At 61.4% G+C, this 21,520-nt stretch carries 20 protein-coding genes; 3 read left to right on the top strand and 17 right to left on the bottom strand.

Features of this window, described 5'->3' with window-relative positions; all coding sequences use genetic code 11:
* Positions 1-34 precede the first annotated feature (34 nt).
* Entirely contained in the window at positions 35-613 is a 579-nt protein-coding gene (locus AC1RS8_RS15335) for a Maf family protein (RefSeq protein WP_489339059.1), read from the top strand.
* Positions 614-667: 54 nt separating this feature from the next.
* On the opposite strand, the gene AC1RS8_RS15330 is transcribed toward AC1RS8_RS15335, so the two are convergent.
* From AC1RS8_RS15330 to rluC, 3 genes are read right to left on the bottom strand one after another with little or no spacing between them, the layout of a single operon-like run.
* Positions 668-1,657 carry a S49 family peptidase gene (locus AC1RS8_RS15330; RefSeq protein ID WP_057713712.1) on the bottom strand — a complete coding sequence of 330 codons (990 nt, stop codon included), beginning with the start codon at positions 1,655-1,657 and terminating at the stop codon, positions 668-670.
* A 24-nt stretch (positions 1,658-1,681) separates the two neighbouring features.
* Positions 1,682-2,344: an HAD-IA family hydrolase gene (locus AC1RS8_RS15325; RefSeq protein WP_057713711.1), complete on the bottom strand. Its 663-nt coding sequence runs from the start codon at positions 2,342-2,344 to the stop codon at positions 1,682-1,684.
* Positions 2,331-3,293 carry a 23S rRNA pseudouridine(955/2504/2580) synthase RluC gene (rluC, locus tag AC1RS8_RS15320; RefSeq protein WP_007977058.1) on the bottom strand — a complete coding sequence of 321 codons (963 nt, stop codon included), beginning with the start codon at positions 3,291-3,293 and terminating at the stop codon, positions 2,331-2,333. Before rluC ends, AC1RS8_RS15325 begins: the two co-directional genes overlap by 14 nt.
* Before the next feature lie 702 nt (positions 3,294-3,995).
* Here rluC and rne point away from each other — a divergent pair.
* On the top strand, positions 3,996-7,259 hold the full coding sequence (rne, locus tag AC1RS8_RS15315) for a ribonuclease E (protein WP_489339060.1): 3,264 nt from the start codon (positions 3,996-3,998) through the stop codon (positions 7,257-7,259).
* Between the two features lie 187 nt (positions 7,260-7,446).
* Here rne and AC1RS8_RS15310 read toward each other — a convergent pair whose 3' ends face one another.
* The 12 genes from AC1RS8_RS15310 to AC1RS8_RS15255 all read right to left on the bottom strand — a co-directional run bounded on the left by AC1RS8_RS15310 (position 7,447) and on the right by AC1RS8_RS15255 (position 18,907).
* Positions 7,447-8,043 (bottom strand): nucleotidyltransferase family protein, encoded by a 597-nt coding sequence (locus tag AC1RS8_RS15310; protein ID WP_489339061.1) that lies wholly within the window; start codon positions 8,041-8,043, stop codon positions 7,447-7,449.
* Entirely contained in the window at positions 8,040-9,023 is a 984-nt protein-coding gene (locus tag AC1RS8_RS15305; RefSeq protein WP_489339062.1) for an XdhC family protein, read from the bottom strand. The genes AC1RS8_RS15310 and AC1RS8_RS15305 overlap by 4 nt, the downstream gene beginning before the upstream one ends.
* Positions 9,023-11,344: a xanthine dehydrogenase family protein molybdopterin-binding subunit gene (locus AC1RS8_RS15300; RefSeq protein WP_489339063.1), complete on the bottom strand. Its 2,322-nt coding sequence runs from the start codon at positions 11,342-11,344 to the stop codon at positions 9,023-9,025. The genes AC1RS8_RS15305 and AC1RS8_RS15300 overlap by 1 nt, the downstream gene beginning before the upstream one ends.
* Positions 11,341-11,811: a (2Fe-2S)-binding protein gene (locus tag AC1RS8_RS15295; RefSeq protein WP_015096391.1), complete on the bottom strand. Its 471-nt coding sequence runs from the start codon at positions 11,809-11,811 to the stop codon at positions 11,341-11,343. The genes AC1RS8_RS15300 and AC1RS8_RS15295 overlap by 4 nt, the downstream gene beginning before the upstream one ends.
* Positions 11,812-12,052: 241 nt before the next feature.
* Positions 12,053-13,072 carry a UDP-N-acetylmuramate dehydrogenase gene (murB, locus tag AC1RS8_RS15290; protein WP_090457214.1) on the bottom strand — a complete coding sequence of 340 codons (1,020 nt, stop codon included), beginning with the start codon at positions 13,070-13,072 and terminating at the stop codon, positions 12,053-12,055.
* Positions 13,069-13,533, bottom strand: coding sequence for a low molecular weight protein-tyrosine-phosphatase (locus AC1RS8_RS15285; protein WP_090457215.1), 465 nt, complete (start codon positions 13,531-13,533; stop codon positions 13,069-13,071). The genes murB and AC1RS8_RS15285 overlap by 4 nt, the downstream gene beginning before the upstream one ends.
* Positions 13,533-14,297: a 3-deoxy-manno-octulosonate cytidylyltransferase gene (kdsB, locus tag AC1RS8_RS15280; RefSeq protein WP_090457217.1), complete on the bottom strand. Its 765-nt coding sequence runs from the start codon at positions 14,295-14,297 to the stop codon at positions 13,533-13,535. The genes AC1RS8_RS15285 and kdsB overlap by 1 nt, the downstream gene beginning before the upstream one ends.
* On the bottom strand, positions 14,294-14,479 hold the full coding sequence (locus tag AC1RS8_RS15275) for a Trm112 family protein (protein ID WP_003179363.1): 186 nt from the start codon (positions 14,477-14,479) through the stop codon (positions 14,294-14,296). The genes kdsB and AC1RS8_RS15275 overlap by 4 nt, the downstream gene beginning before the upstream one ends.
* 24 nt (positions 14,480-14,503) lie before the next feature.
* The gene (lpxK, locus tag AC1RS8_RS15270) at positions 14,504-15,514 is read right to left on the bottom strand and encodes a tetraacyldisaccharide 4'-kinase (protein WP_489339064.1); all 1,011 of its coding nucleotides are present in this window, start codon (positions 15,512-15,514) and stop codon (positions 14,504-14,506) included.
* Positions 15,514-15,942, bottom strand: a complete 429-nt coding sequence (locus AC1RS8_RS15265; protein WP_057713701.1) for an ExbD/TolR family protein — start codon at positions 15,940-15,942, stop codon at positions 15,514-15,516. The genes lpxK and AC1RS8_RS15265 overlap by 1 nt, the downstream gene beginning before the upstream one ends.
* A complete protein-coding gene (locus AC1RS8_RS15260; protein ID WP_057713700.1) occupies positions 15,939-16,574 on the bottom strand; it encodes a MotA/TolQ/ExbB proton channel family protein in 636 nt (211 codons plus the stop codon). Before AC1RS8_RS15260 ends, AC1RS8_RS15265 begins: the two co-directional genes overlap by 4 nt.
* A 98-nt stretch (positions 16,575-16,672) precedes the next feature.
* Complete coding sequence (locus tag AC1RS8_RS15255) at positions 16,673-18,907, bottom strand: DNA internalization-related competence protein ComEC/Rec2 (RefSeq protein WP_489339065.1); 2,235 nt, start codon at positions 18,905-18,907, stop codon at positions 16,673-16,675.
* Between the two features lie 135 nt (positions 18,908-19,042).
* Between AC1RS8_RS15255 and AC1RS8_RS15250 the strand changes: the two genes are divergently transcribed.
* Complete coding sequence (locus AC1RS8_RS15250) at positions 19,043-19,558, top strand: DUF2062 domain-containing protein (protein WP_057713698.1); 516 nt, start codon at positions 19,043-19,045, stop codon at positions 19,556-19,558.
* Positions 19,559-19,713: 155 nt separating this feature from the next.
* On the opposite strand, the gene AC1RS8_RS15245 is transcribed toward AC1RS8_RS15250, so the two are convergent.
* Together AC1RS8_RS15245 and AC1RS8_RS15240 are read right to left on the bottom strand one after the other, a co-directional pair.
* Positions 19,714-20,493: an ABC transporter permease gene (locus tag AC1RS8_RS15245; RefSeq protein WP_057713697.1), complete on the bottom strand. Its 780-nt coding sequence runs from the start codon at positions 20,491-20,493 to the stop codon at positions 19,714-19,716.
* A complete protein-coding gene (locus AC1RS8_RS15240; protein WP_218494395.1) occupies positions 20,490-21,422 on the bottom strand; it encodes an ABC transporter ATP-binding protein in 933 nt (310 codons plus the stop codon). The genes AC1RS8_RS15245 and AC1RS8_RS15240 overlap by 4 nt, the downstream gene beginning before the upstream one ends.
* Positions 21,423-21,520: the final 98 nt, after the last annotated feature.

The raw sequence follows: 21,520 nt of genomic DNA, 5'->3' as shown, positions 1-21,520 counted from the left end.
CGCTAGAATTCGCACACGCCTTATGGAGTTGTGCATGCTGCCTTTATTACTCGCTTCCAGCTCGGCCTATCGCCGGGAATTGCTGACCCGCCTGCAGCTGCCTTTCACTTGCAGCTCACCGGATATCGACGAAAGCCATCGCCCGGCTGAGTCCGCCATCGAGCTGGTCAAGCGCCTCGCCGAAGAGAAAGCGCGCGCCCTGGCCGACAGCCATACCGCTCATCTGATAATCGGCTCCGACCAGGTCGCCGTGCTGGGAGAGCGGATTATCGGCAAACCCCACACATTCGAAAAAGCCCGGGAACAACTGCTGGCCGCCAGCGGTGCCAGCGTGACGTTCCTCACCGGCCTGGCCCTGCTCAACAGCCAGACAGGGCACTGCCAGGTCGATTGCGTGCCGTTCACCGTACACATGCGCACACTCGACGCACCTCGCATCGAACGCTACCTGCGCGCCGAACAACCCTACGACTGCGCAGGCAGCTTCAAGGCCGAAGGCCTGGGGGTCAGCCTGTTTCGCAGCACCGAAGGACCTGACGCCACCAGCCTGGTCGGCCTGCCGCTGATTCGCCTGATCGACATGCTGCTGGCTGAAGGCGTACAGGTTCCCTGAATCCCGATACCAGAAAACCGGCCACGCAGGCCGGTTTTTTATGTCACATCAGAATCAGCGCAGCGACGGACCGTTAAAACCCATCCACATCGCCAAATGCTCAGCAACGCTGGCGCCGAGCTTTTTCGAAAAGCGATCGAATGGCGATTCCTGAACGGTGAAATCCACCAGCTCTTTCTCACCGATCACATCCCGCGCAACCGAACTGGCATTACCCAGCCCGTCGATCAACCCCAATGGCAGTGCCTGCTCGCCGGACCAGACCAGGCCAGAGAACAACTCCGGATGCTCCTTGTCCTTCAGGCGGTCGCCACGACCCTGCTTGACGCTATTGATGAACTGCTTGTGGGTCGTATCGAGCACGCCCTGCCAGAAGGCGGTTTCTTCCGGCTTCTGTGGCTGGAACGGATCAAGGAACGACTTGTGCTCGCCAGACGTGTAGGTACGACGTTCGACACCCAGCTTCTCCATGGTGCCGACAAAGCCATAACCGGCTGCCGTCACACCGATGGAGCCGACCAGGCTCGCCTTGTCGGCGTAGATCTGATCCGCCGCACTGGCGATGTAGTAAGCGCCGGAAGCCCCCAGATCGGAAATGACCGCATAGAGCTTGATGTCCGGGTGCAGACCGCGCAGACGCTTGATCTCGTCATAGACATAACCCGACTGCACTGGACTGCCGCCCGGGCTGTTGATGCGCAGGATGACGCCCTTGACCTTCTTGTCCTCGAAGGCCGCACGCAAGCTGCCAACGATATTGTCTGCACTGGCCGACTCCTTGTCGGCAATCATGCCTCTCACATCGATCAACGCCGTGTAATTGGCACTAAGGGTGCCGGCCTTTTCCATATCCATCAGAGGCGAAAACAGGACAATGGCGCCGAACAGATACACAAAAATCAGAAACTTGAAGAATATCCCCCAGCGACGGGACCGGCGCTGCTCCTGTATGCCGGCCAGCAGGGTCTTTTCCAGCAGTTTCCAGCTTTTGTCGTCACCGCTCTCTGCGCTTGCCTTGGCGGGCGCCTTCCATTCGTCGGTCATGCCATCCACCCAAAAAACAACCGGTTAAGCCCGCTGATTCAGCCAGGCATGCAATTCTGAAAAACGGTCGATGGCCAGTCGCGGCTCATACAACCTCAACGCATCGATCGATTGAGCGCCATAACTGACGGCCACCGAACCCATGCCGGCGTTGCGCGCCATCTGCAAATCAAAGGACGAATCACCCACCATCAACGCCTGTTCCGGGCGGACCTCGCAATGGGCGAGAATCTGTTCGAGCATCAGCGGATGGGGCTTGCTGGCGGTTTCGTCGGCGGCGCGAGTGATATCGAAGTAATTCTCCCAGCCATGGGACTTCAACACCCGATCCAGCCCGCGACGGGCCTTGCCGGTCGCCACAGCCAGATGATAGCCCTCGGCACGAAATGCCTCGAGCGACTCGACCACACCCTCGAACAGCGGCGAAGGCTCAGCCTCCGACGCGATGTAATGCTCAGCATAGTGCTCGCGGAACGCGATCAGCTCGGCGTCGCCGATTTCGGGGTACAGGGTGCGGATCGCTTCCGGCAAGCCCAGGCCGATGATGCCCTTGACGGCCAGATCATCGCGCAGCTCAAAACCGGAACGCTGCGAGGCAACGTGCATCGCCTCGACAATCCGACCAATGGAATCGGCCAGAGTGCCGTCCCAATCAAAGATCAACAGCTTGTAGTCAGATGGGCGCACTCAATCGCTCCACGGTTTTGGCCCACATCTCGTCGACCGGCGCTTGCAGCTTCAGCTCACCACCATCGGGGAGCGGCACCGTCAGCATGTAGGCGTGCAGGAACAGGCGCTTGCCGCCCAGATCGCGGATTTCCTTGCTGAAACCTTCGTCGCCATACTTGGTGTCGCCAGCGATGCAATGCCCGGCGTGCAAGGTATGGACGCGGATCTGGTGAGTCCGGCCGGTAATCGGCTTGGCTTCGATCAGGGTGGCAAAGTCGCCGAAGCGGCGCAGGACCTTGAACACGGTCACGGATTCCTTCCCCTCCTCCTCGTCGACCTCGACCATGCGTTCGCCGGAGCGCAGATTGCTCTTGCCCAGCGACGCACGGACTTGCTTGATCGAGCTCGCCCAGTTACCGCGGACCAGCGCCATGTAGCGCTTGTCGACGCCATCACCGCGCAATGCGGTGTGCAAGTGGCGCAACATGCTGCGCTTCTTGGCGATCATCAACAGACCGGACGTATCACGGTCGAGACGGTGAACCAGTTCGAGCTCTTTGCAATCGGGGCGCAACTGACGAAAGGCTTCGATCACCCCGAAAGTCAGGCCGCTGCCACCATGAACAGCAATGCCCGCGGGCTTGTTGATCACGATCAGTGCCTTGTCTTCGAAGACAATCGAGGCCTCGAGCCGCTGCAACAGGCCTTGTGCCAGTGGCACCGGTTCGTCGCGCTCAGGCACGCGAACCGGCGGCACGCGCACGATATCGCCCGCCTGCAGCTTGTACTCGGGCTTGATCCGACCTTTGTTCACGCGCACTTCGCCCTTGCGCAAAATGCGATAAATCAAGGTCTTGGGCACGCCTTTGAGTCGGGCGAGAAGGAAATTATCAATGCGTTGGCCGGCATATTCCGGCGAGACCTCAAGCAGTTGTACGCCTGGAGTCGGGGGGGTAGTCGTCGTCATGGCGCGGATGATAACAATTTTTTATGGAATTGAAGCACTTAATCATTGCTGCTATAGTCGCGAACGCCGCCAAAAGCGGCCTGGACAGCGGACCAACGGTCAAAAACCGGCCCTGACCAACGCAATTCACCAGGACGCGAGGCCGTCCTACGGGGCTTTCGCTACGTAACGGTGGAGTTTGCAGGTGTAACGAGCGCAGGTGACATGAGGCCTGAATCACGCCACAAAGCAGAGTTTTCCACTCGTTTTGCGAGCCATATTCACGGCCAGTTCACAAAGTGCAGTCAGCTGCGAATGACCCCGAGCGAAGGCATCGGAAACAACGCCTAAATTAGCCATGATGCGTGACCTCCCCTTTCGGAGCTCACGGTAAATGCCAACCCGCTGCGGATTCTGCGCGCGGCAGCACCCGAATTATCAGGGATACGTGTAGGGTGGAGATGCACAACCGCCGGACTGTGTAGCAACAGGCTTTCTCAAGACGCTTCATCTCGTCCACAGCCGCTGGTTGATTCCTCCTCCTGACTGAGTGCTTAAGTAGCCACAGCAAGCAGGACGCGTACGTCGCGATGAAGGCCCACATTGGCCGGACTTCGCTGGACACGGGAAATGGCCAACCACTCCCGACGCACCTGACACCGACCGTGAGAAGTCGTGTGTGCCGAACGCCGTTTCCGGCAGCCCGGAAACCGACGGTACTACATGAAAAGAATGCTGATTAACGCAACTCAACCCGAAGAGTTGCGTGTTGCACTGGTAGATGGCCAGCGCCTCTACGACCTGGACATCGAATCCGGTGCACGCGAGCAGAAGAAGGCCAACATCTATAAAGGCCGGATTACTCGCATCGAACCAAGCCTCGAGGCTGCCTTTGTCGATTTCGGCTCTGAGCGCCACGGCTTCCTGCCCCTCAAAGAAATCTCCCGCGAATACTTCAAGAAAGCCCCGGAAGGTCGCGTCAACATCAAGGACGTCCTGAGCGAAGGCCAGGAAGTCATCGTTCAGGTCGAAAAAGAAGAACGTGGCAACAAGGGCGCCGCCCTGACCACCTTCATCAGCCTGGCCGGTCGTTACCTGGTGCTGATGCCGAACAACCCGCGTGCCGGCGGTATCTCCCGTCGCATCGAAGGCGAAGAGCGCAACGAACTGCGTGAAGCCCTGAACGGTCTGGTTGCCCCGGCCGACATGGGCCTGATCGTGCGCACTGCAGGCCTTGGCCGCAGCAGCGAAGAAATGCAGTGGGACCTCGACTACCTGCTGCAACTGTGGACCGCCATCAAGGAAGCTTCGCTGGACCGCGCCGCGCCATTCCTGATCTACCAGGAAAGCAACGTGATCATCCGCGCGATCCGCGACTACCTGCGCCAGGACATCGGCGAAGTGCTGATTGACAGCGTTGAAGCCCAGGACGAAGCCCTGACCTTCATCCGCCAGGTAATGCCGCAGTACGCCAGCAAGATCAAGCTGTACGAAGACAGCGTTCCGCTGTTCAACCGCTTCCAGATCGAAAGCCAGATCGAAACCGCTTTCCAGCGCGTTGTCGAACTGCCTTCCGGCGGTTCCATCGTGATCGATCCGACCGAAGCCCTGGTGTCCATCGACATCAACTCGGCGCGCGCCACCAAAGGCAGCGACATCGAAGAAACCGCGCTGCAAACCAACCTTGAAGCGGCCGAGGAAATCGCCCGTCAGTTGCGCCTGCGCGACATCGGCGGCCTGATCGTCATCGACTTCATCGACATGACCCCAGCCAAGAACCAGCGCGCCGTGGAAGAAAAAGTCCGCGAATGCCTGGAAGCCGACCGCGCTCGCGTGCAAGTCGGTCGCATTTCGCGCTTCGGCCTGCTGGAAATGTCCCGTCAGCGCCTGCGTCCATCCCTGGGTGAAAGCAGCGGCATCGTCTGCCCGCGTTGCAACGGCACCGGCATCATCCGTGACGTTGAATCGCTGTCCCTGGCGATCCTGCGCCTGATCGAAGAAGAAGCCCTGAAAGACCGTACCGCCGAAGTTCGTGCACAAGTGCCGATCCCGGTGGCGGCGTTCCTGCTCAACGAAAAACGCAACTCGATCACCAAGATCGAACTGCGCACCCGTGCCCGCATCGTCATCCTGCCGAACGATCACCTCGAAACGCCGCACTTTGAAGTACAGCGCCTGCGTGACGACAGCCCGGAAGCGGCGACCAACCAGTCCAGCTACGAAATCGCCGCTGCCGCTGCCGAAGTCGAAGAAGTCCAGCCAGCCGCTGCGACCCGCACCCTGGTTCGCCAGGAAGCTGCGGTCAAAACGGCCCCGGCCCGTGCCAACGCTCCTGTGCCAACAGAGGTGGCCGCTCCAGCCCCTGCCCCGGCCGCCGTACCGGAGCCAAGCCTGTTCAAAGGCCTGGTGAAGTCGCTGGTGAGCCTGTTCGCCACCAAGGAAGAGCCTGCCGCACCGGTTGTGGTTGAAAAACCTGCCGCCGAGCGTCCGGCCCGCAACGAAGAGCGTCGCAACGGTCGCCAGCAGAGCCGCAACCGTAACGGTCGCCGCGATGAAGAGCGCAAGCCTCGCGAAGAGCGTGCACCGCGTGAAGAACGCGCACCACGTGAGCCGCGTGAAGAGCGTCAGCCACGGGAAGTGCGTGAACCTCGCGAAACCCGCGAAGAAACGCCAGCGGTAGCCCGCGAAGAACGCGCACCACGCGCGCCTCGTGAAGAACGTGCACCGCGCGCTCCGCGTGAAGATCGCAAGCCACGTGGCGAGCGTGAAGAACGCGTTCGTGAACTGCGCGAGCCTCTGGATGCCGCTCCGGCTGCTCCGGCCGCCGCTGCTACCGCTACGGCTGCTACCGCTGAAGAACGCCCGGCTCGTCAGCCACGTGAAGAACGCGCGCCACGCCCACCGCGTGAAGAACGTCAGCCACGTGCCGAACAAGCTGCCGCAGCCGCAACTGAAGAAGAACTGACCACCAACGAAGAGCAACTGTCGGAAGACGGTCAGGAAAGCGCCGAAGGCGATCGTCCACGCCGCCGCTCCCGTGGTCAGCGTCGTCGCAGCAACCGTCGCGAGCGTCAGCGTGACGCCAACGGCAACGTGATCGAAGGTTCGGAAGAGTCCGAGTCCGGCGAAAACGCTGAAGCGCCAAGCACTGCCGATCTGGCCGCCGGCCTGGCTGTCACCGCAGCTGTTGCCAGCAGCGTGATCAGCGCTCCAGCAGAAGCTGAAGCCAATGTGCAAGCCGAACGCGCCACTGCTGCGACCCTGGAAGCAGCTCCGGTTGAAGCGCCAGTCGTTGAAGCGACCACACCGGTCGAAGTCACCGCCTCGCCGGAAATCGAAGTGGCGCCAGCGCCAGAATCTCAGCCTGCTGTTGAAGCGGCTGCCGAGCCAGCGCCAGTGGTAGAAGCACCTGCCCAGGCTGCGGAAGCGGTTGTTGAAACCGTGACTGATACCGTGCGTGAAGTTCGCGAAGAGCAAACCGCATTCAACTGGGTTGCCGAGCCAGCCGTCGCTGAAACCGCTGCACCTGCCGCTGAAACCCAAGTGGCTGAAGCCATGGTTTCCGAGCCGGTGATTGCCGCTGCAGAACCGGCCCCGGCCCCGGTGGTTGAAGCGCCAGCCGTTGAAGCACCGGTCGTTGCCCAAGCACCTGCACCAGTGGTCGAAGCCGCTCCTGCCAGCGCCCTGACGCCAAGTGGCCGTGCGCCTAACGACCCGCGTGAAGTGCGTCGTCGCAAGCGTGAAGCCGAGCGTCTGCAGAAGGAAGCTGAACTGGCTGCCGCTGCGGCTCCAGCTGAAGCGGTTGTCGCCGCCGAGCCTGCACCGGTTGCTGCTGAAGTGGTTGAGGCAGCTCCTGCCCCGGCTGCCGAAGTGGCTGCCGAGCCGGTTGAGTCGGTGATCCACGAAGCACCGCGCTCCGTTCAGGAAGCGGTAGAGCAACACGAGCAAGCCCAGGAAAAAGAACACGAGCCTAAACCTCTCGTCTGATTCCATCGGCCACTAAAAAGCCCCGCCTGGTGATCCCAGGCGGGGCTTTTTTTACATCTGTGAAATCACACCATTCCCCTGTGGGAGCAGCCGGTCGACGCTCGATTGCTCGCGATGGCGGAATGACATTCAACATTGGTGCTAGCTGATCCACCGCTATCGCGAGCAGGCTCGCTCCCACAAGGATCTATGCTGGCCTGAAGGTTAGTGCTTCAGGCACATCCACATCCCACACCACACCAGAATCATCCACGCTCACTTCAACCACCCGCCCTTGGGCGAACAGCGGCTTGGCGCCGCGATCCCCCGATAACGCCATCAACCCCGCCGCGAAACCCCGTCCGAAACCGACCGGATGCCCGTACCCGCCGTCCTGCACGGGCACGCTGATACTGTCATCGCCAATCCCCGCCACCACTTGCTCGATACTCGATGGCAGGATGAACGGCATATCCCCCAGCACCATCAGCCAGCCATCGAGTTGCTTGCAGGCAGCGACTCCCGCGGCAATGCTGTCGCCCATTCCCGTCGATTCGATCAGCACAATCTCGCAGCCATAGGCCTGAGCCATGCGAATCACTTGCGGGCGGTCAGCAGTGGTCACCAGTACGCGCTTGTCCAGCGTCGCCGGCAGGTTGACCAATGTGTGCTCGATGACGGACCGCACCACGCCGTCACGCCCGATGCAATCGGCCACCATTTTATCCTTTTCGGCACCCGCCACCTGACGAAACCGGCTGCCCTGCCCCGCTGCCAACACGATAACGCCGATGGATTTGCTCATACGCTCTCCCGCAGGACTTTCTTCTGCTTCAGTTCGATGCCGTTTTTGACCGCCACGATTTCCGCCATGAGCGACAAGGCAATTTCCGCTGGATTATGACTGCCGATGTGCAAACCGATCGGGCCATGCAAGCGGTCAATCGCCGATTGCGACAACCCCAGTTGAGCCAGGTTTTCCCGGCGCTTCTGGCTGTTGACCCGCGATCCCAGCGCTCCGACGTAAAAAGCCCTGGAATCCAGGGCCGTGAGCAGCGCCATGTCATCCAGACGCGGATCATGGGTCAAGGCCACGATAGCCGTGCGTTCATCGGTCTGGATATTCAATACAGCCTCATCCGGCATGCCCGAAACGAATCGTCCGTGCTGTTCCTCCCAGCCATAGACGAACTCGCTACGCGGGTCGCAAATCAGCACCTCGAAATCCAGCAGCCGGGCCATTTCCGCCACATAGCGCGACAGCTGCCCCGCGCCGATCAGCAGCAAGCGCCAGCGCGGGCCATGGATCACCCGCAAGGTCTGTCCATCGAACGTCAACACGTCAGTTTTACTGGCCGGCTGCAAAAGTACTTCGCCGGTGGTCAGGTTCAGTTCACGCGCAACGATTTCATGGGCCTCGCAACGGGCGAGCAATTGCTCGACCCAATCCCCATCGTCGATACGCTCCTCGGTCAAGCGCAAGGTGCCACCGCAGGGCAAGCCGAAACGTGCGGCTTCCTCGCGGGTCACGCCGTAGGTGATCAATTGCACCGGCGGCCCGTCAAGTTCCAGGCGTCCGTCGTGCAGCCGGGCAATCAAGTCATCTTCGACACACCCGCCCGAGACCGAACCAATCACCATGCCGTCTTCGCGCAGGGCCAGCATGGCGCCGGGTGCCCGGGGCGCAGTGCCCCAGGTTTCGACCACGCTGTACAACACCACCCGCTGACCGGCGCGATGCCATTGCAACACGCTGCGCAGGACGTTCAGATCGGCGCTGTCCATCAGGCGCCGGCCTTCTGCCAACCCGACAACTGATAACGAACAGGCAGATTGCGGATGCGTTTGCCGGTGGCGGCGAAGATCGCGTTGCACAGTGCCGGCGCAATCGGTGGCACGCCCGGTTCACCCACACCACCCAACGGGACATTGCCCGGCGGCGTCACCAGATGCACCGCCACTTCTTTCGGTGCCAGGGACATGCGCGCCACTTCGTACATATGGAAGTTATCCTGCTGAACCTTGCCGTCCTTGAAGCTGATTTCCCCCAGCACCGCATTACCCAGACCCATGACGCAGGCGCCTTCGAATTGCGCGCGAATCCGCTCGGGGTTGATCTGCGGCCCGCAATCGACGGCGATGTCAGCCTTGTGCACCACCAGCGTACCGTCGTCCTTGACCTCCACCTCGATCACCGCCGCCACATACGTCACGAAGCTGTAATGCACTGCCAGGCCCAGGCCGCGTCCCTTGGGCAACTCACGCCCCCAACCGGCGGCTTTGGCGGCGGTCTCCAGTACCGTGCGCAGGCGCGCGGTGTCGATCGGATAACGCTCGGGGGATTCGCCGTAGTTCCACTCTTCACTCAAGGTACGCGGATCGATCTGACGGTCCGGGCCGAGCAATCTGATCTGGTACTTCAGCGGATCCTGCCCGGCCTTGTGCGCCAGTTCATCGATAAAACTCTGGATCGCGAAACCATGGGGAATGTTCGACACCGAGCGATACCAACCTACCCGGGTATGCACCGTTGCCTCGGGGTTTTCCAGGCGAATGTTGGGGATCGCATACGCCATGTTGGTGAACCCCATGCCCAGTTCGAACGCCGCCTCATGGTTCATGCCCGGCGCAAACAACGCGGTGATGCTCGGCGCCACCGTACGGTGCAACCAGCCGGATGGCAGGCCATCCTTGTTCAGGCTGGCCTTGAGGTATTCGGCCGACACGGTGTGAAAATAGGAACAGTGGATGTCGTCTTCGCGGGTCCATTGCACCCGCACCGCTTTACCGGGGAATTCCTTGGCGAGGATGGCGGCCTCGATGATGAAGTCAGGCTTGGACTTGCGCCCGAACCCGCCCCCGAGCAGGGTCACGTTGAACGTGACCTTGTCGAACGGCAGGCCCAGGCGCTCACCGATCCGTTCCCGGGTGACCTGCGGCGCCTGGCTTGGCCCCCAGGCTTGGCACGCACCGTCCTTGAACCGCGCAATGGCGACCATCGGTTCCATCGGCGACTGTGACAAATGCGGCAAGTAGTAGGAGGCTTCCAGCGTGCTATCGGCGCTGGCCATGGCCTCATCGAGGTTGCCGGTATTGCGCACCACCTTGCCGGGCTTGAGCGAGGCTGCTTCGAGTTCCTTGCGATAGGCAATCGAGTCGTAGCTGGCGTTGGGGCCGTCGTCCCATTCGATTTTCAGTGCCTCGCGGCCCTTGATCGCCGCCCAGGTATTGCTCGCCACCACGGCGATGCCGCCCAGGGGTTGGAACTCCGAAGGCAACGGGCGGCTTTCGATCTGTACCACTTTGACCACGCCTGGGACTTTCATCGCCGCGCTGCCATCGAAGCTTTTGACCTTGCCGCCATACACCGTGGGCCGCGCGATGGTCGCGTACAGCATGCCGTCGAAATGCACGTCGGCGCCGTACACCGCACGACCATTGACGATGTCCTCACCGTCGATGGCCTTGGTGCCTTCCTTACCGATATATCGAAATTCCGAAGGTTGCTTGAGTCTCAGGCTTTCTCGCGCAGGCACGGCCAAAGCGCCAGCGGCGGCGGCCAGCGCGCCATAGCCCAGTTCGCGGCCCGACGGTTTATGAATGACTTTATGAAGTTGCGCCTGGCACTCGCCGACTGACACTTTCCACTGGTCAGCCGCGGCTTGTTCCAGCATGGCCCGTGCGGCGGCGCCGCAACGACGCATCGGCTCGTACCAGTGACGCATGCTGCGCGAGCCGTCGGTGTCCTGGTTGCCGAAGCGCGCTTCATCGCCGGGGGCCTGCTGTACCTTGACCATCGCCCAGTCGGCTTCCAGTTCATCGGCCACCACCATGGTCAAGCTGGTGCGCACGCCCTGGCCCATCTCCGAGCGGTTGCAGATAACGGTCACCGTGCCATCGGCGGCGATGCTCACATAGACTTTCGGATCGTCGACCCAGCCGTGGGGCATGCCGTCGGCGCCGAACTTCTTCTCTTTCTCTTCGGCAAACGCGTCTTGCCAGCCCCAACTCGCGGCGACCACCAGCGCACCGGTCGCCCCCACGCCCTTGAGAAAACCACGGCGACTGAGGTTGCTCAGGGTGAAATCATTCGGTAACCGGCTCATGCCTTGGCCTCCTTCAGGTGAGTGGAAGCCTGACGGATCGCGGTCTTGATACGGTTATAGGTGCCGCAGCGGCAGATGTTGCCGACCATGGCTTCTTCGATCTGCTCGTCGCTCGGGTTCGGATGGGTCTTGAGCAGTGCCGTCGCCGACATGATTTGCCCGCCCTGGCAGAAGCCGCATTGAGCCACTGCCGTGTCGAGCCAGGCTTGCTGCACGACTTTGCCGATCGGATCGGCGTGCAGGTTGTCGATGGTGCTGACATTCTGCCCGACGACTGAACCGATGGGCGTAATGCAACTGCGTGCCGGAGCCCCTTCGATATGAATGGTACAGGCGCCGCACAGGCCCATGCCGCAGCCGAATTTGGTGCCGTTGTAACCGGCCACGTCGCGGATCGCCCAGAGCAGCGGCATGTCCTCGGTGACGTCGAGTTGATGGTCTTGACCATTGAGTTTCAGGGTAATCATGGGCACGCCCGCATAGGTCTTGAGTTATGGGGTCGAGCAATCTGCCGCTGGATCTCGGTGGGTCGCACGCAGATCGACTCAGGCTAATGGGCTCTCTTATGCGGACACAAATGGTCTGCACCGGGCCTTTGGTGGAGCAAGAGTGTGCATCGTTAGCTGACTAAGTTAACCGAGCATTAACAAAAAAGCCCTGCACAATAAACATTGTGCAGGGCTTTTTGATCCGTCCTGAAAGCTTAGCTCAATACCGGTTCGGCTCCATTTCCAGATCGACATGGAAACGCTCGAGAATGTCTTTCTGGATGCGCTGCGCCAGGTTCAACAGTTGCAGGCCCGTCGCGCCTCCATAGTTGACCAGCACCAGCGCCTGCAATTTATGCACGCCAGCATCAGCTTCACGGAAACCTTTCCACCCTGCCCGCTCGATCAGCCAACCGGCGGCCAGTTTCATCTGCCCGTCGGGTTGCGCATAGGCCACCAGGTCCGGGTATTCGCCCTTGAGCCGTGCAGCCAGCGCCGACGACACCAAAGGGTTCTTGAAAAAGCTGCCGGCATTGCCGAGTACGGCCGGGTCCGGGAGTTTTTCGTTGCGGATACTGCAAATGGCCTGGCTGACATCGCTGGCGGTCGGATGCTCGATGCCTTGTTCGGTCAGGCGCTGGCGCACCGGGCCGTACTCCAGGTGCAGATGCGCGGCGCGGTCGAGGGCGAAACGCACACGCAGGATCAACCAACGCCCCGGCTCCTGCTTGAACAGGCTGTCGCGGTAGGCGAAGTTGCACTCTTGCAGGGTAAAGTCGCGCAGTTCGCCGGTCTGGCGATCGAGGGCGGTCAGGCCGGCGAACACATCCTTGATCTCGACGCCATAAGCGCCGATGTTCTGCATCGGTGCCGCACCGACAGTGCCGGGAATCAGGCTGAGATTTTCCAGGCCGGACAGCCCCAGGGACAGTGTGTGTTGCACAAATGGATGCCAGGGCTCGCCTGCCTCGGCCTCGATCACCACTTTGCCGCCCTCATCGCTCAGCACGCGAATTCCGCGCGTGGCCATGCGCAGAACCAGTGATTCGATATCTGCCGTCAGCAACAGGTTGCTGCCGCCGCCGATCACCAGCACCGGGACCTTGTGCTCCAGCCCGTAGGCCAGAGCTTCGCGCACATCGGCGTCGCTATGGGCCTGGGCAAACAGCCGGGCCTGGACATCCACGCCAAAGCTGTTGAACGGCTTGAGCGAAACCTGTGATTGAACCTGCAAACTCATAACCGTCCCTTCAATTCGATCACCAGCAAATCACTGGCGTGCTCGATCAGGTCCAGCACCTGCTCGAAGCCTTGTTCGCCGTCGTAGTACGGGTCCGGTACTTCATCGACTGGCGACTGGTAGCGACGCAGGAACAGGTCCAATTCGGCCTTGCCCTTGGCCGGCTGCAAGGCCTTGAGGTTGCGCAGGTTGCTGTTGTCCATCGCCAGGATCAGGTCGTAGGTGGCGAAATCGGCACGACTGACTTGCCGGGCGCGCTGGGCGGACAAGTCATAACCGCGCAGCTTCGCCGCGGCCTGACTGCGCTTGTCCGGCGCCTTGCCGACATGCCAGTCACCGGTGCCGGCGGAGGCCACTTCAACCTGATCGGCCAAGCCGGCCTCGCGCAGCTTATGCCGCAGCACGCCTTCGGCCGTGGGCGAGCGACAGATGTTGCCCAGGCAGACAAACAGAACCCGCATCACGCCTCCAGCAGGCGACGAACGCGCTCAAGGTCTTCAACGGTGTCGACACCGGGCGGCGGCGCGATCAGTGCATCGGCGACGTGAATTCGTACGCCGTGCCACAGCGCACGCAGCTGTTCCAGACACTCGGTGTTTTCCAGCCAGCATGGACCCCAGCTGACGAAATCCTGCAGGAATCCGGCGCGATAGGCATAAATGCCGATATGGCGGCGGTACGGCACACCTTCGGGCAACTGCTCACGGTTCACGGCGAAGGCATCCCGCGCCCAGGGCAAGGTAGAACGGCTGAACGTCAGCGCCAGGCCATTGAGGTCGCTGACGACCTTGACCACATTGGGATTGAACAGGGTGTCCACGTCTTCGATCGGCTCGGCGAGCGTGGCCATGCGCGCTTCGGCGTGGGCTGCCAGGTTGGCGGCCACCTGATCGATCACGTTCGGCGGGATCAGCGGCTCGTCGCCCTGGACGTTGACCACGATAGCGTCGGGCGCCAGGCCCAGCTTCATCGCGACTTCGGCCAGGCGATCGGTGCCGGAGTTGTGATCCTCACGGGTCAACACCACTTCGGCGCCAAAGCCATTGCAGGCCTCGACGATGCGCGCGTCGTCGGTGGCCACCACCACCCGCTCGGCGCTGCTTTTGCTCGCCTGTTCCCAGACGTGCTGGATCATCGGCTTGCCGGCGATCAGCAGCAGCGGCTTGCCGGGCAGGCGTGTGGAGGCGTAACGCGATGGAATGACGACGGTAAAGGCTGTGGTCATTTATCCAGGCGCTCGTCGGTGGTCAGGGTGCGCGCTTCGGATTCGAGCATCACCGGGATGCCGTCGCGAATCGGGTAGGCCAGGCCTGCGCCCTTGCTGATCAGCTCGGTCTTGTCGGCGCTGAGCTTGAGCGGGCCTTTGCAGACCGGGCAAGCGAGGATATCGAGCAATTTGGTGTCCATGAGCATTCCCTGGAAAAAACGGAGTTAAGGCAACAAACGAGCCGGCAGCAGGCGCATCAACTGCGTGTCGAACCAGGCCACGAAGGCCGGCGACGGCACAGCATCGACCGCCAGGTACCACCAGTCGGCGGCGGCAAAGGCACGGCATTTCACCGCGTCCTTTTCCGTCATCACCAACGGCAATGACGGCGTGAAATTCAACGCCTCCACGCTGTATTCGGCGTGGTCGGCAAACGCATGTGGAACCGGCTGCCAGTGTAGCGTTTCGAGGGTCTTGAAGAAACGTTGTGGATTGCCGATGCCGGCCACCGCGTGCACGGCCTGGCCTGCGCCAAAGTGGTCGAGGGGACGCCGTTCGCCGCTGCGCAGGTTGACCAGCGCGGTGGGTTGCAACTGGAAGGCAAATCCATCATCGCAGTCGGCCACGGCACCGTTGTAGAGGACCGCGTCGACGCTTTGCAGGCGCTCGACCGGCTCACGCAACGGCCCGGCAGGTAGGCAACGGCGATTGCCCAGGCCACGGGCGGCATCGATCAGCACCAGTTCCAGGTCACGGGCCATGCGGTAGTGCTGCATGCCGTCGTCGGACAGGATCAGGTCCAGCGGCTCACTGGCCAACAAGGTTTTGACAGCGTTGCTGCGATTGGGGTCGATCATCAGCGGGACGCCCGTGCGCTGGACGATTAGCAACGGCTCGTCACCGGCGACGTCGGCGCTTTGCTCGGCCTCGACGCGCCATGGCAGTTGCGGCGGTTTGGCGCCGTAGCCGCGGCTGACCACGCCGACCCGCAGGCCGCTGCGCTGGCAGTGCTCGATCATCCACAGAATCAGCGGTGTCTTGCCGGTGCCACCCACGGTGATGTTGCCGACCACGATCAGCGGCACCGGTGGCTGATAGATCTCGCCCTCACCGGCCAGAAAGCGCTTGCGCTTGTTCATGACCACGCACCGGTACAGCCATTCCAGCGGCTGCAACAGTTTCAGGGCCGGATGACCTGCGTACCACGCGGCGAGCAATCGATCGGACATGGCCATCAGGACGCGGGGGGCGCCGCTTCGACAGTGGTCATGCGCAAATGGCTGAAACCGAGCTTGCCGGCCGCATCCATGGCGGTGATGACGGACTGATGCTGTGTCTTGCCATCAGCGCTGATCGACAGTGGCCGGTTGGTGTCGCCATTGGCTTCCTTTTGCAGCGCGTCCATCAGCGAAGCCAGGTCGCTTTTCGGCAGGATCTGGTTGTTCACCGAGAACACGCCGTCGGCACTGATGGCAATGTCCAGAGGCTTGTTCTGATCGTCGGCCGGCGCGCCGCTGACCGCTTCCGGCAGATCGACGCGCAGCTGGGTTTCACGGGTGAAGGTGGTGGTCACGACAAAAAACAGCAGCAGGATGAACACCACGTCGATCAGCGACGCGAGGTTGATGTCCACCGTTTCCCGTGGTTTGCGGCGGAATTTCACGCTTTGCTCCCGGCCAGGTCCACATCGCGGTCGCCCTGCACTACCTCGACCAGTTTGATCGCTTCCTGCTCCATCCCTACCACCAGTTCATCGATCCGGCGTTGCAGGAATCGATGGAAGAATACCGCCGGGATACCAACCATCAAACCGGCAGCCGTGGTGATCAGGGCCTTGGAAATACCACCGGCCAGTACCGAGGCGTTGGTGGTCATGCCTGAGCCTGTGAACGCGCTGAAAATATCGATCATGCCCAGCACGGTACCGAGCAAGCCCAGCAACGGGGCCATGGCAGCAATGGTGCCCAGGGCGTTGACGTAGCGTTCGAGCTCATGGATGACCCGTTGAGCGGCCTCTTCGATGCACTCCTTCATGATCTCGCGGCCATGCTTGGAGTTGGCCAGGCCGGCCGCCAGGATCTCGCCCAAAGGCGAATTGGCGCGCAGTTCCTTGAGCTTTTCCTTATTGAGCTGTTTGTCCTTGATCCAGACCCATACCTGCCCGAGCAAGTGCTCCGGGGTCACGCGGCTGGCCCGCAGGGTCCACAGACGCTCGGCAACGATCGCCATGGCCGCGATGGAACTCAAAATGATCGGCAGCATCATCCAGCCGCCGGATTTGACCAATTCCCACACAGTGACAGCCCCCTCGAAAAAGTGCGCCACTCTAACATAGGGGGTGGACGCACCGAAGACCGTGATGTCGCATCCGGTCGGGCTTTGATAACGCTCGGTTATGGGTTCAAGGGCGGCGGATCGCGCCAGAAACGCCGTTCCTGGCGCAATGACCACGGCGGCTCGAAGCGTCCCAGTTGCAGACGAATGGCACCCTGTTCGACGCTGTCGTAGATCGCCATTCCACGTTTTTGATAACGGGCGATGACCGTGGGATGCGGATGGCCAAACGAATTGCCCTGCCCGCGGGAGATCAGCGCACCTTTGGGTTGCAGGACATCCAACAGGGCATTGGACGACGAACTGCGACTGCCGTGGTGTGGCGCCTGCAGCCAATCGGTGGGCCGGGCCAACGGACTGTCCAGCAGGGCTCTCTCGGCGGCAGCATCGATGTCGCCACTCAACAGCAGCCGTTCGCCATTGGCCTCGATCAGCAAGACACAAGAGTTCTGGTTGCTGTCGCCGGCCAATGGCCAGTGCCAAAGCTGGAAATCGACTTCATCCCAGGTCCATCGCCGACCGCTCTCACATCTCCCGGCCTGCAGTTGCGCAGGCAAGTCTGACGGTTCACCACTGACCACCTGTTTCACCGGCAACCCCCTGGCAATCGCCGGGGCACCGCCGGCATGATCGGCGTGGGCGTGGCTGATCAGCATCAGGTCTATGCCCTTCACCCCCAGTTTGCGCAATGCCGGCAGCACCACCCGTTCCCCCTGGTCGAGTTCTCCGAAACGCGGTCCGGCGTCATACAGCAACGTGTGATGCCGGGTGCGCACCAGGATCGCCAGGCCTTGACCGACATTCAGTTGCCAGACTTCCGCCATGCCCTCCTGCAACATCGGCCTGGGCGAAAAAACCAGCATCAACAGCATGGGCCACCCTAACGGGCGCATCGGCAAGCCTCGCGGCAGCAAGAGCAAAAAGGCGCCAATAGCACCGATTGCCCAGGCCCATAGCGGGACTGCCGCGGGCACCCAAGCAGGAACCTGACCGGAGACGAACCCCAATCCGCTGAACCAACCGTCGATCAGACCGCCCGCCAGCCACAGCAATTTCTCACCCACATAAGGCACCGGCAGCAACAGCGTCCCGAGCAACGCCGGTGGCAGTACCGCCAGACTGATCCAGGGCACCGCAAACAAATTGGCCAGCGGCCCGCTCAGACTGATGGGCAACCCCAGTGCCAATAACAACGGGCACAGCCCGATTGCAATCAGCCACTGGGCACGGGTCCAGGTCTGCCACCAACGCCACGGCCCCAAACGTCCGCCGAAGGTCAATATCAAGACTGCCACGGCCGCGAAAGACAGCCAGAAACCAGGCTGGAGACTCGCCAGCGGCGCCAGCAGCAAAATGCCGTTGAGTGCCAACAACAGTGGCCACCACGCACCGAGATGACGGAACCGCAGACGCCACAACAACACCAGACCAATCATCAAGCAGGCCCGTCGCACCGGCACCTCGAAACCGGCCAGCATCCCGTAACCGAGCGCAGCGGCGAATGCCAGGCCACACGCCCAGGGCAACCATGGCAGACGGTTCGGCCATAACCCAAAGCGGGCCAGGCCGGCGATCAGCAGATACACGACGCCCGCCAGCAATCCGATGTGCTGCCCGGAAATCACCAACAGATGAACCGTGCCGGTGTCCTGCAATACCTGCCAGTCTTCGCGACTCAACCCGGCGCCGTCCCCGAGCACCAACGCCGTCAACGCGCCGTTTCGCCCTTGGGCATCCACCACCAGCAAACGCTGACGGATTGCATCGCGCCAGGCCCATTGGGCTGGCGCAAGGCGTTCGCCCTGCTTGATCGTCCCGGTCGCCCCGATGCGTTGTGCCAGCAACCAGGCCTGGTAGTCGAAGGCCTGCGGATTGAGCAGCCCGACCGGACGCTTCAACTTGACTGCCAGGCGCCAGCGCTCACCACTGTTCACCGGCGGCCCGCCATACCAGGCCAGACGCATTTGCTGCGGCAGCCGGGTACGTCGGGACTGGATGTCGGTCAACTCGAAACGCACGACACCGTCGTCATGCCGGGGCAAGCCAGTGACCCGCCCTTCGACCCAACGGGTTTCTCCGTCCAGCGCCGGCGGTAACCGGTCATCCAGCGCCCATTGCGCATTCGCGCAGGCCCAACTCAAGCCGAACAAGTAAAACGCCACCGGATAAGTCCTGAACGGCAGCAACATCAAACCCGCAACCGGCATCGCCAGCCATAACCAGACCGGCGGTAATGCCGGTAAAAAACGCAAGGTCAAAAGACCCAACGCCAGCGCCATCATCCCTGTGCGCATAAGCCCGTCCTTGAAAGTCCCCTTCAAGGCTTAGCCCGCTCGTCTCATGGGCGCCGTCAATAATTGTCACAAAATCTGAATAGGCAGTTCATGGAATCCAGACATACTTGCCGCCCTGACCGACCGAGAAGCCTTATGCCCCGGCGCTTATTCAAACGCTACATGCCAGACCCGATGAGCATCAGGGAACACAAGTCCTTACGCTTTCTCGGCACGCTGTTGCATGACCCGAACCTGTGGCACCTCAACCGCCACTCCGTTGCCCGCGCCATGGCGGTGGGGCTGTTCGCCGCGTTCCTGCCGATCCCGCTACAGATGCTGCTGGCGGCAATCCTCGCCATCATCGTGCGCGGCAACATGCCGATTGCCGTGAGCCTGGTCTGGCTGACCAACCCGATCACCATGCCCGCCGTGTTCTTCTGCACGTACCAGACCGGCGCCTGGCTGATGGACGTTCCCGCCCGGCAGTTGCCGGACTCACTGAACTGGGAATGGATCACGGGTGAAATCTCGACCTTGTGGCAACCGTTTCTGTTGGGCTCGGTGGTAACGGGGCTGGTACTCGGCGCACTGGCCTACTTCCTGGTGATGATGTATTGGCGCTGGTGGGTGGCCAGGCAGTGGAAGCGGCGCAAGAAGAGCCGGATGTGAGAATGCAAAACGGCCTCCACTTGGGAGGCCGTTTTTTTTTGCGGTGTCCGGGCTGACGCCATCGCGAGCAGGCTCGCTCCCACATTCAATCTACGCGGCGAACAAGATCCCCTGTGGGAGCGAGCTTGCTCGCGATGCAGGCGACGCGGTATTCCTTAAGTCCGCATCCCGCGCCCGCTGACCAGCAACCTTGCACTACCGAAATACAGCACCGCGGTCGCAACCAGCATGAAGGCGATGGCCACGCTGATGCGGATATCCGATACGCCAAGGATGCCGTAGCGGAACGCGTTGACCATGTGCAGCACCGGGTTGGCCAAGGACACGGTCTGCCAGAACGGTGGCAGCAAGGTGATCGAGTAGAAGACCCCGCCCAGGTAGGTCAGTGGCGTCAGCACGAAAGTCGGGATGATCGAAATGTCATCGAAGTTGCGCGCAAACACGGCGTTGATGAAGCCCAGCAACGAGAAGATGGTCGCGGTCAGCACCACCACCAGAATGGTCACGCCCAGGTGATGCACCTGCAAGTGGGTGAAGAACAGCGACAGCAGGGTCACGATGATCCCCACCATCAGGCCACGCAGCACGCCGCCCAGGGTATAGCCAATCAGAATGGTGTGCGGCGACAACGGCGAGACCATCAATTCTTCAATGGACCGCTGGAACTTGCTGCCGAAGAAACTCGACACCACGTTGCCGTAGGAGTTGGTGATCACCGACATCATGATCAGCCCCGGCACGATGTACTCCATGTAAGTGAAGCCACCCATGTCGCCGATCTGCCGACCGATCAGATTACCGAAGATCACGAAGTACAGGACCATGGTGATGGCCGGCGGCAGCAGGGTCTGGGGCCAGATCCGGGTGAAACGCCGGACTTCACGGTAAACGATGGTGTTGAGGGCAACGAGGTTGGGGCGCAGCTCGGAACTCATACCGCCACCTTCGACAGATTTTTCTCCACCAGGGACACGAACAACTCCTCGAGGCGATTGGTTTTGTTACGCAGGCTCAGCACTTCGATGTTCTGCTGCGCCAACTGGGTGAACAGCGCGGTGATGCCCATGGACTTTTCCACCTGGACTTCCAGGGTGTGGCTGTCGATCAGCCGGGACGGATAGCCGAGCAACTGCGGCGCAGCTGGCAGGTCGCCCTTGAGGTCCAGCAGGAAGGTTTCGACATGCAACTGGCTGAGCAACTGCCGCATGCTGGTGTTCTCGACGATGGTGCCGTGGTCGATGATGCCGATGTTGCGGCACAGCTGCTCAGCCTCTTCCAGATAGTGGGTCGTGAGGATGATGGTGATGCCTTTCTCGTTCAGCTCGGTGAGGAAGCTCCACATCGAGCGACGCAGCTCGATGTCCACCCCGGCGGTCGGCTCGTCGAGGATCAGCAGACGCGGTTCATGAACCAGCGCGCGGGCGATCATCAGGCGACGCTTCATACCGCCGGACAGCGAGCGCGATGGCACGTCCTTCTTGTCCCACAGGCCGAGCTGGGTCAGGTACTGTTCGGCGCGTTCCTTGGCGATTTTCGCCGGGATGCCGTAGTAGCCGGCCTGGGTCACGACGATGTCGAAGGTCTTTTCGAACTGGTTGAAGTTGAATTCCTGAGGCACCACGCCGATGGAGCGCTTGAGCTGCGCAGGATTCCTGTCCAGGTCGTGACCGAAGATGTTCACCGTGCCGCTGGTCTTGTTCACCAGGGTCGAGAGAATACCGATGGTCGTGGACTTGCCGGCGCCGTTCGGGCCGAGCAAGGCGAAAAAGTCACCTTCGGCGACATCCAGATCGATACCACTCAGGGCCTGGAAACCGTTGCCGTAGGTTTTGGTTAGCTGCCGGATGGACAGAGCGGAACTCATATCTGATTTACGCACCAAGAAGGGAAGAAAAGGATAAGTATGGGCGGCGGCGAACAAAACAACCGCAGCGGAGTGGCACAATGGTGCTTGTCGCCGCC

It is taken from the genome of Pseudomonas sp. GW821-FHT12A04 (genome assembly GCF_058807755.1).
The sequence above is the reverse complement of the archived record's forward strand: the minus strand, read 5'-3'. Positions and strand labels throughout refer to the sequence as shown.

Coding starts and splice junctions, on each gene's coding strand:
- AC1RS8_RS15245 (WP_057713697.1), bottom strand. CDS start 20,493: ATGAGTTCCGAGCTGCGCCCCAACCTCGTTGCCCTCAACACCATCGTT.
- AC1RS8_RS15305 (WP_489339062.1), bottom strand. CDS start 9,023: ATGGACAGCGCCGATCTGAACGTCCTGCGCAGCGTGTTGCAATGGCAT.
- AC1RS8_RS15295 (WP_015096391.1), bottom strand. CDS start 11,811: ATGATTACCCTGAAACTCAATGGTCAAGACCATCAACTCGACGTCACC.
- kdsB (WP_090457217.1), bottom strand. CDS start 14,297: ATGACCACAGCCTTTACCGTCGTCATTCCATCGCGTTACGCCTCCACA.
- AC1RS8_RS15330 (WP_057713712.1), bottom strand. CDS start 1,657: ATGACCGACGAATGGAAGGCGCCCGCCAAGGCAAGCGCAGAGAGCGGT.
- AC1RS8_RS15335 (WP_489339059.1), top strand. CDS start 35: ATGCTGCCTTTATTACTCGCTTCCAGCTCGGCCTATCGCCGGGAATTG.
- AC1RS8_RS15275 (WP_003179363.1), bottom strand. CDS start 14,479: ATGGACACCAAATTGCTCGATATCCTCGCTTGCCCGGTCTGCAAAGGC.
- rluC (WP_007977058.1), bottom strand. CDS start 3,293: ATGACGACGACTACCCCCCCGACTCCAGGCGTACAACTGCTTGAGGTC.
- AC1RS8_RS15240 (WP_218494395.1), bottom strand. CDS start 21,422: ATGAGTTCCGCTCTGTCCATCCGGCAGCTAACCAAAACCTACGGCAAC.
- AC1RS8_RS15250 (WP_057713698.1), top strand. CDS start 19,043: ATGCCCCGGCGCTTATTCAAACGCTACATGCCAGACCCGATGAGCATC.
- AC1RS8_RS15285 (WP_090457215.1), bottom strand. CDS start 13,533: ATGCGGGTTCTGTTTGTCTGCCTGGGCAACATCTGTCGCTCGCCCACG.
- lpxK (WP_489339064.1), bottom strand. CDS start 15,514: ATGGCCATGTCCGATCGATTGCTCGCCGCGTGGTACGCAGGTCATCCG.
- murB (WP_090457214.1), bottom strand. CDS start 13,072: ATGAGTTTGCAGGTTCAATCACAGGTTTCGCTCAAGCCGTTCAACAGC.
- rne (WP_489339060.1), top strand. CDS start 3,996: ATGAAAAGAATGCTGATTAACGCAACTCAACCCGAAGAGTTGCGTGTT.
- AC1RS8_RS15300 (WP_489339063.1), bottom strand. CDS start 11,344: ATGAGCCGGTTACCGAATGATTTCACCCTGAGCAACCTCAGTCGCCGT.
- AC1RS8_RS15255 (WP_489339065.1), bottom strand. CDS start 18,907: ATGCGCACAGGGATGATGGCGCTGGCGTTGGGTCTTTTGACCTTGCGT.
- AC1RS8_RS15310 (WP_489339061.1), bottom strand. CDS start 8,043: ATGAGCAAATCCATCGGCGTTATCGTGTTGGCAGCGGGGCAGGGCAGC.